Here is a 17,351-nt window from a genome sequence, read left to right on the forward strand (position 1 = left end):
GTGATTATATCGCCGTTATCGCTTTCAATTTTATCACTTTAATCTACTTAAAATAGCGCCTTAATATTGATTTTCATTGCCTTAAGCCATTTCACAAGTCGGCATATAACTTTTAGATATATAAGCTTGGAACAAATTATTTTTTAACCGTTAATGCTGCCTATATCCTTGCATTCTCCAAGCTCAATAAAACATTGTCGCTTTCGGTGTTAACAAATTAGGTGGTGCGCGGTGCAATATTTACCCATTTTTACAAAACTTGATGACAAGCCGGTACTCGTGATCGGCGGCGGCGAGGTCGCACTGCGTAAGTCACAAGCTTTCCTCAAAGCACGCGCTAAAGTTACGGTTATTGCACCTGAGTTTTGCGCTGAACTTGAAGCCCTTGCAAAGCAGCAAAAATTAACGTTGCAACGAGCTTATTTTCAGCCAGAGCAAGTGCTTGGCTATATGTTGATTATTGCTGCTACTGATAACGATACCGTAAATACCCAAGTATTCGAAGCCGCTGAACAGCATAATATTTTCGTCAATGTTGTCGACGATCAACCTAAATGCCGGTTTATTTTCCCCTCTATCGTGGATAGAGATCCAATCACCATCGCTATTTCCAGTGCAGGAACTGCGCCGGTATTGGCTCGCCGACTACGGGAAAAGTTGGAAACGTTAATTCCTCAGCATATAGGCGCATTGGCCAAATTGGTAGGTAGTTTCCGAAAACAAGTAAAGCAACGTTTTACAAGCTTTGATGATCGCCGTCAATTTTGGGAACGGGTGTTTGATTCCAATGTCGTAAGCACCGTGCAAAAAGGCAACATCGAACAAGCCAGTGACGAGCTCACGACTATGCTTGATGACAACCTACCACCTCAAGGCGAAGTGTATGTGGTTGGCGCAGGCCCTGGCGACCCTGAGTTATTGACCCTCAAAGCTCTGCAATTGATGCAGCAAGCCGATGTGGTGGTATATGACTACTTAGTATCAGATGAAATTATGGAGCTGGTGCGTCGTGATGCCGAACTCATCTGTGTCGGCAAACGCGCAGGCGATCACAGCGTACCTCAAGAGCGCACCAACGAATTGTTGGTTGAATTAGCACAACAAGGCAAGAAGGTCTGCCGCATTAAGGGCGGTGACCCCTTTATTTATGGTCGTGGTGGTGAGGAAGTACAGGTGCTGGCCAGTCACGGTGTAAGCTATCAAATTGTACCAGGCATCACTGCAGCAGCAGGGTGCAGCGCCTATGCGGGTATCCCGCTGACACATCGCGACCATGCTCAGGCCATCCAATTTGTCACCGGGCACTGCAAAAAAGATGGTCAAGAACTGGATTGGCCCTCTTTGGCTAAACCCAATCAAACTTTGGCTATCTATATGGGTGTGATTAAGTCACCGCATATTCAAAGCCAGCTGCTGGCTCATGGGCGCAGTGCTACTACTCCTGTGGCGATAGTAGAAAATGGCACGCGCAAAGAGCAGCGTGTAATCACCGGGCAGCTGGCGCAGCTCAGCGAACTGATTGAAACACATGCGGTTCAATCCCCAGCGTTATTAATAATTGGCGAGGTCGCTTCGCTACATCAGCAACTTGCGTGGTTCGGTAAAACAACGCAAACTAGCAGTTTTGCTCAGCCTCTCACTGATGTGGCCTAACCCTTGGTATTAACAGGTTTATCTAGAAATTAGTAGGACGGAAGCTATGGCTTTAACCCATCTTCAGCAACTTGAGGCTGAAAGTATCAAAATCATCCGCGAGGTTGCGGCTGAGTTTGACAACCCGGTGATGCTTTACTCCATTGGTAAAGACTCATCGGTGTTACTCCATTTAGCACGTAAGGCGTTTTATCCAGCCAAGATCCCCTTCCCTTTGCTGCATGTAGACACCAACTGGAAGTTTCGGGAAATGATTGCCTTTCGCGATCGCATGGCCAAAGAATATGGCTTTGACTTGCTAGTGCATAAAAACCCTGAGGGCTTGGCAATGAATATCAGCCCCTTTGAGCACGGTTCGGCCAAGCACACTGACATAATGAAGACTCAAGGTTTGAAACAAGCTTTGAATCAATACGGGTTCGACGCCGCCTTCGGTGGCGCTCGCCGTGATGAAGAGAAATCGCGTGCCAAAGAGCGAGTTTATTCATTCCGTGACAAGCATCACAGATGGGACCCAAAAAACCAGCGTCCAGAACTATGGAGCACTTTCAATGGTGAAGTAAACCAAGGTGAAAGTATTCGTGTATTCCCACTTTCAAATTGGACTGAGCTGGATATTTGGCAATATATCTACCAAGAAAACATCGAGATTGTGCCACTGTACCTAGCAAAAGAGCGTCCGGTGGTCGAACGTGACGGCACCCTAATCATGGTGGACGATGAACGTATGCCTCTTAATGAAGGTGAACAGCCACAAATGAAGTCGGTCCGTTTCCGTACCTTAGGCTGCTACCCTCTGACTGGAGCAGTCGAGTCGACGGCTGACTCACTAACGGGGATCATCGAGGAGATGCTGCTATCAACCTCATCAGAGCGTGAGGGTCGGGTCATTGACCATGATTCAGCAGGGTCTATGGAGAAGAAAAAGCGTGAGGGGTATTTCTAATGTCAGCAACTGCTAATGAAGTCAAAGAGCTAGGCATCGAAGCCTATCTAGCACGTCAACAAGACAAAAGTTTATTGCGTTTATTAACCTGTGGCAGTGTCGATGACGGTAAATCAACCTTAATTGGTCGTTTGCTACATGATAGTCACCAAATCTATGAAGATCAGTTAGCCGCACTGCATAAAGACAATGAGAAAGTCGGGAATGCGGGTGAAGAGCTTGATTTAGCGCTGTTAGTCGATGGCTTGCAAGCTGAGCGTGAGCAAGGTATTACCATTGACGTGGCCTATCGTTACTTCTCTACCGCCAAGCGTAAGTTCATCATTGCCGACACTCCAGGGCATGAACAGTACACCCGCAACATGGTAACGGGTGCATCAACCAGCGATCTTGCTGTCATTCTGGTTGATGCTCGCTATGGCGTGCAAGTGCAAACCAAACGCCACAGCTTTATCTGTGACTCACTAGGCATTGAACAGTTCGTAGTCGCGATTAACAAAATGGATATTGTCGACTTTGATGAAACTGTTTATGAAAAAATTAAGGCGGACTATTTAAAATTTGCTGAGCAACTTAATGTTAAAGACATTAAGTTCGTACCAATGTCGGCGCTTAAAGGCGATAACGTGGTTACCCGCTCAGAGCATACTCCTTACTACACCGACAAACCGCTACTAGAGCTGTTAGAAGACTCGCCTGCAGCAGCGACCGATAACGGCTTTGAGCCACGGTTACCGGTGCAATATGTAGTACGTCCGAACCTTGACTTTAGGGGCTTCCAAGGAACCATTACGTCAGGACAATTTAAAGTTGGTGATGCCGTAAAAGTGTTGCCTTCAGGTAAAATATCCAGCGTCAAGGAGCTGGTCACTTTCAATGGTCACCTTGATCATGCTGAGGCAGGTCAAGCTATCACTATGACTTTGAACGATGAAATTGACGTAAGCCGTGGGGATGTCATTGTGCCTGCGCACTCAAGTGCGCAAGCAACCAACCAATTGCAAGCAAAATTGGTATGGATGCACGAGCAACCCTTAGAGCTGGGTAAAACCTATAATTTCAAGCTAGGTACTAAAAAAACCGCAGCGGTGGTGTCACGCATTGACCACACCATTGACGTCAACACGCTAGAAAAGGGTCAAGCTGAGAGCTTACAGCTCAACGAAATTGCCATCGTCACGTTGGAGTTGACCGAGCCGATGATGGCCGATATTTATCGTGATAACCGCGAAACCGGCGCCTTTATTCTTATTGATCGTCTCAGTAACCTGACCGTGGGAGCGGGAATGGTCGAGCAAGTGCTAGCGGCTCAAACGTCTCAGCATAACGCTCAGTACAGCGATTTTGAAATCGAGTTCAATGCCTTAGTACGTAAGCACTTCCCGCATTGGCAAGCGATCGATATTAGCAAGTTGAAATAAACGATGGATGTGGTCTTTTATGCAGCGATTATAGTCGCGTTGTTTGCCGGGTTGGTACTGACTCATGTACGCCCAGCAACACTCTTTTTCGCTGCATTATTAGGCTGCTATGTGTTGGGGTATATTGATACCCCAACATTACTTGGCAACTTTACTAATACTGGTTTAGTCACTCTGGTGTTGTTGATGTTGGTGTCTATCGCCTTGGAACGCACGTCGCTGTTACAGCACGTTGCTAAAGGTATAGTGAGCCCATCATTGCGAGCCAGTATTGTTAAAGTAAGCACCGTGACCGCTGCCGCCTCGGCTTTTTTGAATAACACCGCCGTAGTCGCTTCATTGGTGGGGCCCCTTACTCGCAATAAGTATCACGCACCTTCTAAGCTACTTATCCCGCTATCCTATGCAGCCATTTTAGGAGGGACGACCACGCTTATTGGTACCTCAACAAACCTCATTGTGAATAGCTTTACGCAACAGTATGACGGCTTCAACCTCGCCATGTTTAGCTTTTTACCCATAGGTATCGCAGTCACCTTAAGTGGAATAGCCGTGCTGATTTTGTGTCGGCGACTACTGCCAAACTACCCAAGGGTAGAAGGTGAGCACAAAGAGTATCTCCTTGAAGCAAAGGTCAATGCAGACTCACCACTCATTGGTAAAACCATAGAAAAAAATGGCTTACGTGATCTTGATGGCCTGTTTCTGGTTGAGATTGTCCGCGAGCGACGGTTGATAAGCCCCGTACGGCCAGAGAATAAAGTGCGGGCTGGCGATAAGCTTATTTTTACCGGTCATGTGCACAGCGTCGCCGCCTTACAGCGCATCCCAGGCTTAACTTTATTTGCCGACAGCAATGGACTATTGAGCTCGAACCTACAAGAAGTGATTGTCACACACACCTCAACACTTGTGGGACGAACCTTAAAGGCAACGGGCTTTCGTGCGAAGTTCGACGCCGCTGTTGTGGCTATTCACCGCAATGGTGAGCGCCTCTCCGGTAAGCTTGGCGAAGTGACAATCCGCCCGGGCGACCGCTTTATGCTCGCAGTCGGTCATGATTTTCATAATCGCTCTAACCTAGATAAAAACTTTTACTTCGTCAGTGAACATGAGGTTGATAAAACCTATGGCCGTAAAAGTGAAGCCACTTTATTGGCAGGGTTTGCCGCTGTTATCGCCCTGGCGGCGACGGGGACGATTGCCTTAGTGCAAGGGCTATTGCTGTTTATTGCCTTGCTGTTAGCCGCTAAGGTGCTTGATGGTCAAGAGCTCAAAAGGCGCTTTCCTTTTGAGTTAGTCATTATTATTGCCTCAGCACTGGGCTTAGCTCACGCTTTCAGTGGCTCCGGAGCAGAGCAAGCCTTACAACAATGGTTGGCTGGCTACAGCGCACTCACACCGTTTGTCGCGCTTATAGTGGTGTATGTGATCACCGTGGTGATGACTGAGCTCATCACCAATAATGCCGCTGCGGCGCTGATGTTTCCATTGGCCTATGGCTTAGCCAGCTCCTTGGAGGTGAATTTGATGCCCTTTGCCATGGCTGTTGCTTATGGCGCTAGTGCCGCATTTATAAGCCCTTATAGTTATCAAACTAATATGATTGTAATGAATGCGGGGCAGTATCGCTTTGCCGATTTTGCCCGCATAGGCGTGATCATGTCTATCGCCTATGCGGTGGTAGTGCTCAGCCTCATTACTTATGTCTTTCCGTTTTAATATCGAGACCGAGAAATGGACGAAAACATTGTGTGGCACCACCATGGTGTCGATAAAGCCAAGCGCCAACAGCTTAACAAGCATAAAAGTTGCATTATTTGGTTTACTGGCTTTTCAGGCTCAGGAAAAAGCACCATTGCCGGAGCCTTAGAGTCAGCGCTTTATCATTTAGGCCATCATACTTACTTACTGGATGGTGATAATGTTCGCCATGGTTTGTGTGGTGATTTAGGATTTAGCGATGCTGATCGTAAGGAAAATATCCGCCGTGTCGGCGAAAGTGCCAAACTCATGGTAGATGCGGGTTTGTTGGTACTGACCGCCTTTATTTCTCCCTTTCAAGCTGAGCGTGATATGGTTCGTAACCTAGTGCAAGAGCATGAGTTTATTGAGGTATACCTTGATACGCCATTGGCAACCTGCGAACAGCGCGATCCAAAAGGCTTATATAAAAAGGCCCGTGCTGGAGAAATTGCCCACTTTACAGGCATTGACTCCGATTATGAAATTCCGCAGCATCCAGAGCTCACACTAAATACCGCTGAGTTGGATGTACAAGCATGTGTCGCCCAGCTCATTGCCCATTTACGTACCCGAAATATCATAGGCTAGAGTATGAACCCTCCAGAGTTGCTAGAAAATATCCTCGACCTTGCTCGTGACGCAGGCCAAGCTGCGATGACAATCTATAACAAAGATTTCGCCGTGGAGTATAAGGATGATAAAAGCCCGGTCACTGATGCCGATTTAGCGGCTCACAAGGTGATCGTCGCAGGGCTTCAAGCACTGACTCCGGAGCTTCCCATTCTCAGTGAAGAAAGCGCGGGTATTTCATGGCAACAGCGCCAGCAGTGGCAACGTTACTGGCTCGTTGATCCTATCGACGGGACCAAAGAATTTATAAAGAAAAATGGTGAGTTTACAGTCAATATTGCGCTGATTGACAAGGGTGAGCCGGTACTGGGTGTCGTTGATGCACCCGCTCTGGGAGTCAGCTATCTTGCTGCAAAAGAGATTGGCGCCTTTAAACAACAAGGCGAAGAGCGCATTGAGCTTAAAGTGACAGCAAAGCAAAACCAAGGGTTAATAAGGGTGGTCGGCAGTCGCTCGCACCCATCTGAGGAGTTAGCGCAATACCTTACTCAGTTCGAGGAGGTGGATATGGTCGCTAAAGGCAGTTCGCTCAAGCTATGCCTAGTCGCCGAAGGAGAAGCTGACATATATCCACGTTTAGGGCCGACATCGGAGTGGGATACCGGCGCCGGGCACGCGGTTGCCGCAATTGCCGGAGCCCGGGTCACAACGATTGAAGGTGAGCCACTGCGCTACAACCAAAAAGACAGCTACCTTAATCCGTACTTCATCGTTAGCGCATTAAACGACTAATATCGTCTTTAATTCATATTAATAGCAACAAAGGTGCACTTGAATGCACCTTGTGTGCCTGGCAACGCTTTAAGTACATGCGCCGGGCGCTCACCCCGGTAGGTTATCCGCGTGGTACGCTCATAATGAAGGTGGGTATCAACGCCGCTATCGCTAGTTAACACCACACGGTCACCTTGGCGACGCCAAGTACCAGCGAGAGGTTTTGAGACAAAATCATCAAGCTGCCATCGACCCTCTGGCGTTAGCATTAACGTGCGATAAGGGGTGCAATCCTCGCTCTCCACATATAAAGGCAACCTTTGCTCTTTAGGTAACAATAAATAGACACCGATGTGCCCTTCATAATAAAACTGTTGCTGCTGAGCAAAACGCAGTTCGTCCACCTTGTAATAACCTGCGCTGCGCAGTGCATCCTTTACTAAGCCCAATAACTTGAAGTCAGCAAATGTTGGGCTCATGGTGATGCTTGCCTCATTGAACTCGCTCGGGGCAAGCACTCCTTGAGCAAAGTTAACCTTCAAGTTTTGATCAGCAAAATGCTGTGCTAGCTGCTGCTTTTGCTGCTTATCAAAACTCGGCGCGACTATATGAATGCGAGCACTTTGGCAGCCTGCCAAAACGAAAATACCGATAAATAGTAATAATTCCTTCATTACTCACCAATTGATTACACTTGTAATCAATTAATTTACAGCAATTAAAAAAGCAGCACAAGGTGCTGCTCGTATATAAACTCATTATTGTAGTGGCTAAAGGTTTACTGTGTTTACACCGTGATTCGCCAACCACTTATTGATGCTGTCTTTGTGATAAGTCACTTCTTTGAACAACTTATGGTGGCAATAAGTAAGCTCAGCTTCGCCACTGTGCCCTTGGTACAGAATGCGGTTATGATTGTCATTAAAACGAGATAACAAAGTGAAGAGCAACTCACGTTGTGGCGAATTAGCCTTAATAGCACGTGTTAACGATGTACGGACTTGCTCTGCACTGCAATGGTCTGCAAATTTACTACTTAAAAGCTCTTCGAATACAGCTTGTCTTGCGCCCATTTTCTTAGCTCCATTTGTTAAAGTTGGTGGGCCATTACACCTACCTGAAATATTTGGCTGGCACTTACCAGCAAATACTGCGCCAAAATCTCAAAGCGCTATTTTAATAGGCCTCAATGGCACTTTCATGAAGGTCACAGCAATTAGAGTGGTAAATTTTGCATGAGTTCAGTGCAAATTTTCTCATTGTGGTGCAGCCTATCGGGTATACTGTACGTAATAACGATTCGCTTTGGTTCAACTATGAATGACGACATGATTGAAGTGCAATTAGAGGAAGAGCCTATTGAGCTATGTAAGCTCTTAAAAGTGCTCGACTTAGCCGAAGGTGGAGGCCATGCTAAACTACTTATCGCCGACGGCTACGTAGGTGTTAACGGAGAGGTCTGCACACAAAAGCGCAAAAAAATGCGTGCAGGAGACACCTTATATTTCAATGGCGAGCTATTTGCGTTAAGCGCGGCAGAGAATATGGTGCAACGACAACCTAAGCCCCATCCAGAGGCTAAAACTCACACTCCTGCAAAAAAACAAAAAGCCAAAAAGCCACAACGAGATGAGCGCACCGGACGCAAGCCTATTTCTTTTGGATAACCCAAAGACCCCTTGAAAACATCCTTTTCTACCCCACTTCTAATTTATGACTAAAATTTAGTCATAATCAAGGGCATTATTCATGTTGGATCGCATCTTGCGTTACCCATGAAGGAATAATGGAAAAATAAAAGGGGTCACAATGAACAACAGCTTCAAAACGCTTGAACAGCTTACTGTTAATGCTGAGCAATATCATATCCACTCTCTTCGTCCGCTCGGTAATGCTGCGAAACGTTTACCATTTTCGTTGAAAATTTTACTCGAAAACCTCCTGCGCCATGAAGATGGCGAAAACATTACCAAAGACGACATTCAAGCTCTGCTTGATTGGGACCCTAGTGCCAAGCCAAGTAAAGAAGTCGCGTTCACACCCGCTCGGGTAGTGATGCAAGACTTCACTGGTGTACCGGCTATCGTCGACTTAGCGGCCATGCGCGATGCCATGGAGCAACTAGGTGGCGACCCCAGCAAGATTAACCCGTTATCGCCGGCTGAGTTAGTCATTGACCACTCGGTCCAAGTTGATAGCTATGGTAAAGACGGTGCCTTTGATCTGAATGCTAAACTTGAATACGAGCGCAATAAAGAGCGCTATGAATTTTTACGTTGGGGACAAACTGCTTTTGATAACTTGAAAGTTGTGCCACCGGCAACCGGTATTGTTCACCAAGTTAACCTCGAATATTTAGCACGTGTGGTATTTACCAAAGAGGATAATGGCCAGCGCGTAGCGTACCCCGATAGCCTCGTGGGCACCGATTCACACACCACCATGATTAATGGCCTAGGTGTATTAGGTTGGGGTGTGGGCGGTATCGAAGCCGAAGCTGCGATGTTAGGCCAACCAATAAGTCTGCTGATCCCACAAGTAATTGGCTTCAAACTCAAAGGCGCTCTGCCCGAGGGCACCACCGCAACCGATTTAGTACTCACAGTGACGCAGATGCTCAGAGAGAAAGGCGTCGTAGGTAAATTTGTGGAGTTCTACGGTGACGGCCTAGCAGATTTACCGCTCGCTGACCGCGCGACTATCGCTAATATGGCACCAGAATATGGTGCCACCTGCGGTATCTTCCCGATTGACCAAGAAACACTAGAGTACCTTAAGCTCACAAATCGCAGCGATGAGCAAATCGAACTCATTGAGTCTTACGCCAAACATCAAGGCATGTGGCGAGAGCCAGGCGACGAACCTATGTACACCGACACCTTGGAGCTCGACTTAGGTGACGTTGTACCCAGCTTAGCAGGGCCAAAACGCCCACAAGACCGCATTCCGCTCAATGAGGCGGGTGACACCATCACCAAACACCTGCGCGGCTTTCAAGATGAACGCGCAGAGAAGAAAGCATTGGAAGTTGAAGACGAAGCTCGCATCGTTTCCGAAGGCGGCCAGCCGAAGCAGTCTAAAACTGAACCTGAGGTCACCGGTGTTGCCAAAGTAAACTACAAGGGTGAAGAATTCGAGTTAAACGATGGTGCCTGCGTCATCGCCGCGATCACTAGTTGTACTAATACCTCCAACCCCAGTGTCATTCTTGCTGCGGGCTTGGTAGCGAAAAAAGCCAAAGAGATGGGGCTAAACGTTAAGCCTTGGGTGAAGACGTCTTTAGCGCCAGGCTCTCAGGTGGTCACTGATTACCTGAAAAAGGCTGAATTAATGGACGACTTGGAAGCCCTTGGCTTTAACCTAGTAGGCTACGGGTGTACAACCTGCATCGGTAATTCTGGCCCGCTACCTGATGAAATTCAGGAAGCCGTTTCTCAGCACAAACTCGTGGTAAGCTCGATTCTTTCCGGTAACCGTAATTTCGAGGGTCGTATTCACCAAGATGTGAAGATGAACTTTTTGGCCTCGCCGCCCTTAGTCGTCGCTTATGCTATTGCCGGGCGCACCGATATAGATGTATACAACGAGCCACTGACGCAAGATAGCAATGGCGAAGATGTCTATCTAAAAGATATTTGGCCATCGGTTAGCGAGGTGGCTGATTTGGTGAAATCGACTGTCACCAAAGAAATGTTTGCTAAGAGCTACGCCGACGTTTACAAAGGCGACGAACGCTGGCGCAATATTAAGGTGCCAGAGGCAAAGCGTTACGAGTGGAGCGACGACTCAACCTATATTCGTAAAGCGCCTTTCTTTGACAACATGAGTAAGGAAGCCCCAGGTATTCCTACTATTGAAGGCGCGCGATGTCTTGCCAAGTTAGGCGATTCAGTAACGACCGACCACATCTCACCAGCAGGTGCCATCAAAGCCGATGCTCCCGCAGGTCAGTATTTACTTAAAAATGGCGTAGCTAAAGGCGACTTTAACTCCTACGGCTCACGTCGCGGTAACCACGAAGTAATGATGCGTGGCACCTTCGCTAATGTCCGTCTGCGCAATCAGCTTGCCCCCGGCACCGAGGGCGGTATTACTCGCACTCAACCCGAGGATGATATTGCCAGTATTTACGATGCCGCGATGCAGTACCAAGAGCAAGGCACGCCATTGGTCGTGCTTGCTGGCGCGGAGTACGGCACAGGTTCTTCGCGTGACTGGGCTGCAAAGGGCTCTTTATTGCTAGGCATAAAAGCCGTGATTGCAAAAAGCTACGAGCGTATACACCGTTCGAACCTAATCGGCATGGGCGTGCTACCCCTGCAATTTAAAGAAGGCGAAGGGCACGAAGAGCTGGGGCTTACTGGCAAAGAAACCTTCGATATTAATGGCCTATTCGATAAAGCCGATGAACTTGAGATTATAGCCACCGACGAGGATGGCAATAAAACCGAGTTTAAAGCCGATGTAAGAATAGACACGCCCAAAGAGTGGGATTACTACAAGCACGGTGGAATCTTGCAGTACGTGCTGCGACAGATGGTTGCTTAAATGTATCAAGCCGCGCATTATGCGCGGCTTTTTATTGCCTCAACTTTATTCACAAAGCGCTGAAAAAGCAGCTGCGAATCTGCCAAGCTAATATTGACCTGCAGTTGATTGCTCAGCAAACAGTGCAAATGATCAACACTGCGTATAGCCTGCTGGTGTTGTTGCCATCGTCCTTGTTGTAGCTCAAAGTGAGTAAAGCTGTCATTGCACAACAACCACCGTTGCTCAGCAGTAATACGAGACACCACCAGGTTATTGACGAACGCCGCCTTATCATGCCGGTGGCTATAAAAGTGAGCGACTTCACAATCCTGTTCGTAAAATCTCGCCAAAGAAACCTGATATAAGCACACTTGCTCGGGAGCAACCTGCCATACTAAATATTCACCATCTCGCACCTCTACACGATACTGCCGCCCAAAGGCCGACTGTATAGCAGTGTTATCGAGCTCTATTGCTACAGCCGGCGTCAATACGCCAAAGCCGACATCAACTAGAAAGGTTTTTTGCTGCCACCGTAATACGGTTAAGCGATGGGAGCGGGGGTTGTCATTGCGACCATTAACCATGACCCTTGCAATCACTGGACGAACGTCATAACCCAAGATCTGTAGCAATGTGTACATCAGCTTATTGTGCTCGAAGCAGTAGCCTCCTTGGCGCTTGATAACCACTCTTTCGGTTAAATCATCAGGCGCTAAACTCAGCGTTCGACCGAGTAGCGAATTGATACTGCTAAAGGCAAATTGCTGCAAATGAGAGCGGATCAACTGGTTAACTTGCGCGAATGAATTCTCGTAGTTGCGAACACTTAGCGCCTGTAGATATTGGTTCATAGGGGTCATGCTTAAGTTCCTTTACTATCAGTGTGATAGCAAAACTGTAAAACCTGAACCTAGCTTAAGGTCAAGCGCTTAATACACTAATTCAGATAATTCTTGTGGCGTGAGCCAATATTTCGGATCCAGCGTGGGTGTACTATCGGGAAGGAGCGGATTATCCAAGCGAATAAACTCGCGATCAGAGAAGTTAAGCATACGCAACGCATTAATATGGTGTGGATTATTGAGAATCATAGCTTTTAGCTCGCCGCTTTGCAGCATGGCCACCAGACCATACTCTAAGCGCTGCGCTAATGAGGCATCTTCATGACGCACAAAAAAATAGCTTGCGGCGGGGTAATGAAGCACCCATTTGGAGTCTATACTCAGCGCATAGGCCGCTAACCCTTCCCCCTCAGCGCCAATTTCAAGGACGCCCCGAGGAAAATAATCAAACTTATCTTCGGCCAGTAATTTATACATACTTTGATGCCAACTTACGCCACGTACTTTAAAACCATTACTACTCATAATTTCCGTATCCGGCCAATCATGGCCTTGCAACGCAAGTAGTTGTTGTAGTTGTGCTTTGCTAGTTAATGTGGCAAAGCGATGGCGATCTCGCTGCTTAATAACAAAGACGCGATAGCCAATGAGCCCCATAGTAAGTGGTACACGAATAGGTCGGGCTTCAAGCTCACGGGCACGGGACGTCATCGACCATAATACGTCAATATCGGCGCGCGCCAATGCGCGAAATTGCCTTCCTTGCAACATAGGTGTATCTATTGCTTGCGTAGAAATTGCACCAAACTTGGCCTCTGACAAACTCAATGCACGTTTGAGAACTTGGATATGAAAACTGTTATCACTGGTCGCATCGCCAAAAAAGGGCTCGATATATCGCACCGCCTTGGCACTGGCGCTGCCACAGAGCAAAAACAGGATTAATAAAATAGGTACTGCACTTTTCATCTACACGACACAGCTGTGATTGATAAACTCAGTTTAGAAGTACCATGGCATAATGCCAAGTTAAGCTATATCTGAGGCTATGTCGTCTCGACGCTTTGTGTTCAGGTTAACCACTGTAACTTGCCAGTATCGACAAGTTCGGCAACATAACGCTGCTCTAAGTCCCAAGGATGTCGCTTCCAACCCTGAAAACCAAACCCGGTGATAGTAACGCGGTGGCCTTGCTGTAAGAAGTGGTCAATCGCTAAGGTACCAGAGCTCGGACAAACTGGCTTATATTGCGGTTTACCATAAGTATGCAAACGCTTTAGTAACTGCTTGCGAGTCTCTTTGCTAACACGCCAACCAGACTGGCTTGATGCAAATTTAGCCAGCAGTGCCGCACCATGATCATACTTTCCTTGACGACGGATCAGTCGAAATAGTGATTGCACAACAGGCTGTGCAGGCGGGTCAGTGATCACCACATTTTGTAATCGCTCAGGGTCTACAGCGATAGGCTGTTGCAACAGTTTTGCAGCCTGACGTCCGCGTCCAGTTAACCATAAGTCAGTGCACTTGCTACCCAAATTTACGGGCATTCCGGCACAAAAGTTAAAACGTACTACGCGCTCAAATGCATCGACCTGCGCAGCTAAATTGTCTTTGATTGGCGCATTGCCAAGGATTAATACGTCTTGTAGTGAGGTGCTCATTGAGGCCCCTTTTTCGAGCTGGGCTAGAGAAAGCTAGGTAAGTGAACCCATTATGACACCAAGGTTTAAGGTCGCCAACAACAAAAAGCCCCAGCATATGCCGGGGCTTTTCAGTCGTCTAATCAAACTTAATAAAATTAAGCTTTCTTAGGACGCTCAACAACGTCTACCAAAGTCCAAGACTTAGTCTTAGAGATAGGCGCACATTCACGAATAGTAACTGTATCGCCTGTTTGAGCAGTGTTGTTCTCGTCATGCACGTGCAACTTGGTTGTACGCTTCATGAATTTACCGTATACCGGGTGCTTCACGTAACGTGCCACAGCAACAGTGAAAGACTTGTCCATCTTGTCGCTAATTACACGGCCTTGTAGAGTACGGATCTTCTCGCTCATTATGCACCTGCCTTCTGGTTGATAACCGTTTTAACACGCGCGATATCGCGACGTACTTTACGTAGCATATGAGATTGAGCTAGCTGACCAGTGCTTGCTTGCATGCGCAGGTTGAACTGCTCACGAAGAAGCTCGATAAGTTCAGCGTTAAGCTCTTCTACGCTTTTGTCTTTAAGTTCGCTAGCTTTCATTACATCACCGTCCGAGTTACAAAAGTGGTTTTGAAAGGTAATTTACGAGCAGCTAGGTTAAATGCTTCGCGAGCAAGCTCTTCTGAAACACCTTCCATCTCGTAAAGTACTTTACCAGGCTGAATTTCAGCAACCCAGTATTCAACAGAACCTTTACCTTTACCCATACGAACTTCAAGCGGCTTTTCAGTGATTGGCTTGTCTGGGAATACACGGATCCAGATTTTACCTTGACGCTTGATGTGACGTGTCATAGCTCGACGAGCTGCTTCGATTTGACGTGCAGTCATACGACCACGGCCAGTGGCTTTAAGACCGAAAGTACCGAAGCTTACTTTGTTACCGTTTTGTGCAAGACCACGGTTGCGGCCTTTGTGCACCTTACGGAATTTTGTACGTTTTGGCTGTAACATTACTCGCTACTCCTACTTAGCACTTTTCTTGGCTTTCTTCGGTCCGCGTTTAGCAGGCTTCTCTTGCTCAGCGTTTAGTGGAAGACCACCAATTACTTCGCCTTTGAAGATCCATACTTTAACACCGATGATGCCGTAAGTGGTTGAAGCTTCAGAAGTTGCGTAATCGATATCAGCACGTAGAGTGTGTAGAGGTACACGACCTTCACGGTACCACTCAGCACGTGCGATTTCTGCGCCGCCTAGACGACCGCTTACTTCAACTTTGATACCTTTTGCACCTAAGCGCATTGCATTTTGTACCGAACGCTTCATTGCGCGACGGAACATAACACGACGCTCTAGCTGTGAGGCAATGCCGTCAGCAACTAGTTGTGCATCAAGTTCTGGTTTACGTACTTCCGCAATATTGATTTGCGCAGGTACACCAGCGATTTTAGTTACAGCTTGACGTAGCTTTTCAACGTCTTCGCCTTTTTTACCGATAACAACACCAGGACGAGCTGTGTGAATTGTTACACGGATTGATTTAGCTGGACGCTCGATAACGATTTTAGCCACAGAAGCGTTCTTAAGTTCCTTAGTAAGGAAAGAACGTACTTTGTGATCGCCAAAAAGCTGTTCAGAGAAATCTTTTGTATTCGCGTACCAGGTAGAAACCCAAGGTTTAGAGATACCTAGGCGAATACCAGTAGGATGAACTTTTTGTCCCATTACTTATATCTCCTAGCTATCCGAAACCACAACAGTGATGTGGCTTGTACGCTTAAGGATGCGGTCTGCGCGTCCTTTAGCACGAGGCATAATGCGTTTCATTGTAGGACCTTCGTCTACAAATACTTTCGCTACTACAAGCTCATCAATGTCAGCACCTTCGTTGTGCTCCGCGTTCGCGATAGCAGACTCAAGTACTTTTTTAACTAACACAGCCGCTTTTTTAGGGCTGTACGCCAGGATTTCTAGCGCGCGATCGACCGGTAGTCCACGGATCTGATCAGCAACTAGACGTGCTTTTTGCGCCGAACCAGAGGCGAATTTGTGTTTAGCTAATGCTTCCATCTTCAACCCCTTAACGTTTCTTCGCTTTCTTATCAGCAGCATGGCCGCGATAAGTACGTGTAGGTGCAAACTCACCTAGTTTGTGACCGATCATTTCGTCTGTGACAAACACAGGAACGTGCTGACGACCATTATGGACAGCGATGGTCAATCCGATCATGTTAGGTATGATCATTGAACGACGGCTCCAAGTTTTAATTGGCTTCTTGTCACCGCTTTCCAACGCTTTCTCTACCTTCTTCAGCAAGTGCAGGTCAATAAAAGGACCTTTCTTGAGAGAACGTGGCATGGCTATTCCTCAACTATTATTTAGTACGACGACGTACGATGAACTTATCAGTACGCTTGTTCTTACGGGTCTTGTAACCTTTAGTAGGCGTGCCCCATGGAGATACAGGGTGACGACCACCAGAAGTACGACCTTCACCACCACCGTGTGGGTGATCTACCGGGTTCATGGCAACACCACGAACGGTCGGACGAACACCGCGCCAGCGGTTAGCACCAGCTTTACCTAGTGAACGTAGCATGTGCTCAGCATTACCTACTTCACCTAGTGTAGCGCGACAGTCTGACTCAACTTTACGAACTTCGCCTGAACGAAGACGTAGAGTCACGTATTGACCTTCACGTGCTAGGATTTGTACGTATGCACCTGCTGAACGTGCCATCTGGGCACCTTTACCAGGCTTAAGCTCTACGTTGTGTACAGTCGAACCAACCGGCATATTGCGCATAGGCAATGTATTACCAACCTTGATTGGTGCATCCACACCAGATTGGATTGAATCACCGGCCTTAAGACCTTTTGGAGCGATGATGTAACGACGCTCACCGTCTGCATAACAAACCAACGCGATGTTCGCGCTACGGTTTGGATCATACTCTAGACGCTCTACTTTAGCTGGGATGCCATCTTTAGTGCGTTTAAAGTCAATTACACGATAGTGATGCTTGTGACCACCACCGATATGACGAACCGTGATACGACCTTTGTTGTTACGACCACCAGATTTAGAGTTTTTCTCTAGAAGCGGAGCGTATGGCTTACCCTTATGTAGATCAGGGTTTACCACTTTAACGACGTGACGACGACCCGCAGAAGTTGGTTTACACTTTTGAAGTGCCATAATTCTAACTCCCC

Annotated in this window: 20 protein-coding genes; 8 read left to right on the forward strand and 12 right to left on the reverse strand. The window is 47.3% G+C overall.

Annotation, left to right across the window (positions count from 1 at the left end; translation table 11 throughout):
• Positions 1 to 231 precede the first annotated feature (231 nt).
• From cysG to cysQ, 6 genes are read left to right on the forward strand one after another with little or no spacing between them, the layout of a single operon-like run.
• Positions 232 to 1,653 carry a siroheme synthase CysG gene (cysG, locus tag MHM89_RS18010; protein ID WP_239409397.1) on the forward strand — a complete coding sequence of 474 codons (1,422 nt, stop codon included), beginning with the start codon at positions 232 to 234 and terminating at the stop codon, positions 1,651 to 1,653.
• 46 nt (positions 1,654 to 1,699) lie between these two features.
• On the forward strand, positions 1,700 to 2,599 hold the full coding sequence (gene cysD / locus MHM89_RS18015; RefSeq protein WP_045979801.1) for a sulfate adenylyltransferase subunit CysD: 900 nt from the start codon (positions 1,700 to 1,702) through the stop codon (positions 2,597 to 2,599).
• Entirely contained in the window at positions 2,599 to 4,020 is a 1,422-nt protein-coding gene (cysN, locus tag MHM89_RS18020; protein ID WP_151173562.1) for a sulfate adenylyltransferase subunit CysN, read from the forward strand. The genes cysD and cysN overlap by 1 nt, the downstream gene beginning before the upstream one ends.
• Positions 4,021 to 4,023: 3 nt before the next feature.
• A complete protein-coding gene (locus MHM89_RS18025; protein WP_151173563.1) occupies positions 4,024 to 5,742 on the forward strand; it encodes an SLC13 family permease in 1,719 nt (572 codons plus the stop codon).
• A gap of 15 nt (positions 5,743 to 5,757) precedes the next feature.
• A complete protein-coding gene (cysC, locus tag MHM89_RS18030; protein ID WP_022944300.1) occupies positions 5,758 to 6,354 on the forward strand; it encodes an adenylyl-sulfate kinase in 597 nt (198 codons plus the stop codon).
• Between the two features lie 3 nt (positions 6,355 to 6,357).
• Positions 6,358 to 7,128, forward strand: coding sequence for a 3'(2'),5'-bisphosphate nucleotidase CysQ (gene cysQ / locus MHM89_RS18035; RefSeq protein ID WP_239409398.1), 771 nt, complete (start codon positions 6,358 to 6,360; stop codon positions 7,126 to 7,128).
• An 8-nt stretch (positions 7,129 to 7,136) separates the two neighbouring features.
• Here the strand turns inward: cysQ and MHM89_RS18040 are convergent, their stop codons facing one another.
• Both MHM89_RS18040 and MHM89_RS18045 read right to left on the reverse strand, forming a co-directional pair.
• A complete protein-coding gene (locus MHM89_RS18040) occupies positions 7,137 to 7,784 on the reverse strand; it encodes a hypothetical protein (RefSeq protein ID WP_022944302.1) in 648 nt (215 codons plus the stop codon).
• A gap of 96 nt (positions 7,785 to 7,880) precedes the next feature.
• Entirely contained in the window at positions 7,881 to 8,183 is a 303-nt protein-coding gene (locus MHM89_RS18045) for a hypothetical protein (protein WP_022944303.1), read from the reverse strand.
• Positions 8,184 to 8,426: 243 nt separating this feature from the next.
• Here MHM89_RS18045 and MHM89_RS18050 point away from each other — a divergent pair, with 243 nt between their 5' ends.
• Entirely contained in the window at positions 8,427 to 8,777 is a 351-nt protein-coding gene (locus MHM89_RS18050; RefSeq protein WP_045979796.1) for an RNA-binding S4 domain-containing protein, read from the forward strand.
• Between the two features lie 142 nt (positions 8,778 to 8,919).
• Positions 8,920 to 11,658 carry an aconitate hydratase AcnA gene (gene acnA / locus MHM89_RS18055; protein WP_239409399.1) on the forward strand — a complete coding sequence of 913 codons (2,739 nt, stop codon included), beginning with the start codon at positions 8,920 to 8,922 and terminating at the stop codon, positions 11,656 to 11,658.
• Between the two features lie 17 nt (positions 11,659 to 11,675).
• Here acnA and MHM89_RS18060 read toward each other — a convergent pair whose 3' ends face one another.
• The 10 genes from MHM89_RS18060 to rplB all read right to left on the reverse strand — a co-directional run bounded on the left by MHM89_RS18060 (position 11,676) and on the right by rplB (position 17,337).
• The gene (locus tag MHM89_RS18060; protein ID WP_239409400.1) at positions 11,676 to 12,503 is read right to left on the reverse strand and encodes an arylamine N-acetyltransferase; all 828 of its coding nucleotides are present in this window, start codon (positions 12,501 to 12,503) and stop codon (positions 11,676 to 11,678) included.
• Positions 12,504 to 12,572: 69 nt separating this feature from the next.
• Positions 12,573 to 13,454, reverse strand: coding sequence for a hypothetical protein (locus MHM89_RS18065; RefSeq protein ID WP_239409401.1), 882 nt, complete (start codon positions 13,452 to 13,454; stop codon positions 12,573 to 12,575).
• 101 nt (positions 13,455 to 13,555) lie between these two features.
• Complete coding sequence (locus MHM89_RS18070) at positions 13,556 to 14,149, reverse strand: hypothetical protein (protein ID WP_239409402.1); 594 nt, start codon at positions 14,147 to 14,149, stop codon at positions 13,556 to 13,558.
• 137 nt (positions 14,150 to 14,286) lie between these two features.
• On the reverse strand, positions 14,287 to 14,544 hold the full coding sequence (gene rpsQ, locus MHM89_RS18075) for a 30S ribosomal protein S17 (protein ID WP_022944309.1): 258 nt from the start codon (positions 14,542 to 14,544) through the stop codon (positions 14,287 to 14,289).
• Positions 14,544 to 14,735, reverse strand: coding sequence for a 50S ribosomal protein L29 (gene rpmC, locus MHM89_RS18080; protein WP_022944310.1), 192 nt, complete (start codon positions 14,733 to 14,735; stop codon positions 14,544 to 14,546). Before rpmC ends, rpsQ begins: the two co-directional genes overlap by 1 nt.
• Positions 14,735 to 15,148, reverse strand: a complete 414-nt coding sequence (rplP, locus tag MHM89_RS18085; RefSeq protein ID WP_022944311.1) for a 50S ribosomal protein L16 — start codon at positions 15,146 to 15,148, stop codon at positions 14,735 to 14,737. Before rplP ends, rpmC begins: the two co-directional genes overlap by 1 nt.
• A gap of 12 nt (positions 15,149 to 15,160) precedes the next feature.
• Complete coding sequence (rpsC, locus tag MHM89_RS18090) at positions 15,161 to 15,862, reverse strand: 30S ribosomal protein S3 (RefSeq protein WP_022944312.1); 702 nt, start codon at positions 15,860 to 15,862, stop codon at positions 15,161 to 15,163.
• 12 nt (positions 15,863 to 15,874) lie between these two features.
• Entirely contained in the window at positions 15,875 to 16,207 is a 333-nt protein-coding gene (rplV, locus tag MHM89_RS18095; protein WP_022944313.1) for a 50S ribosomal protein L22, read from the reverse strand.
• Between the two features lie 10 nt (positions 16,208 to 16,217).
• A complete protein-coding gene (gene rpsS, locus MHM89_RS18100; RefSeq protein WP_010367084.1) occupies positions 16,218 to 16,496 on the reverse strand; it encodes a 30S ribosomal protein S19 in 279 nt (92 codons plus the stop codon).
• Between the two features lie 16 nt (positions 16,497 to 16,512).
• Positions 16,513 to 17,337, reverse strand: a complete 825-nt coding sequence (gene rplB / locus MHM89_RS18105) for a 50S ribosomal protein L2 (RefSeq protein ID WP_022944314.1) — start codon at positions 17,335 to 17,337, stop codon at positions 16,513 to 16,515.
• Positions 17,338 to 17,351 lie beyond the last annotated feature (14 nt).

Origin of the sequence: Pseudoalteromonas sp. CNC9-20 (assembly GCF_022347875.1) — a bacterium.
GTDB lineage: Bacteria > Pseudomonadota > Gammaproteobacteria > Enterobacterales > Alteromonadaceae > Pseudoalteromonas > Pseudoalteromonas ruthenica.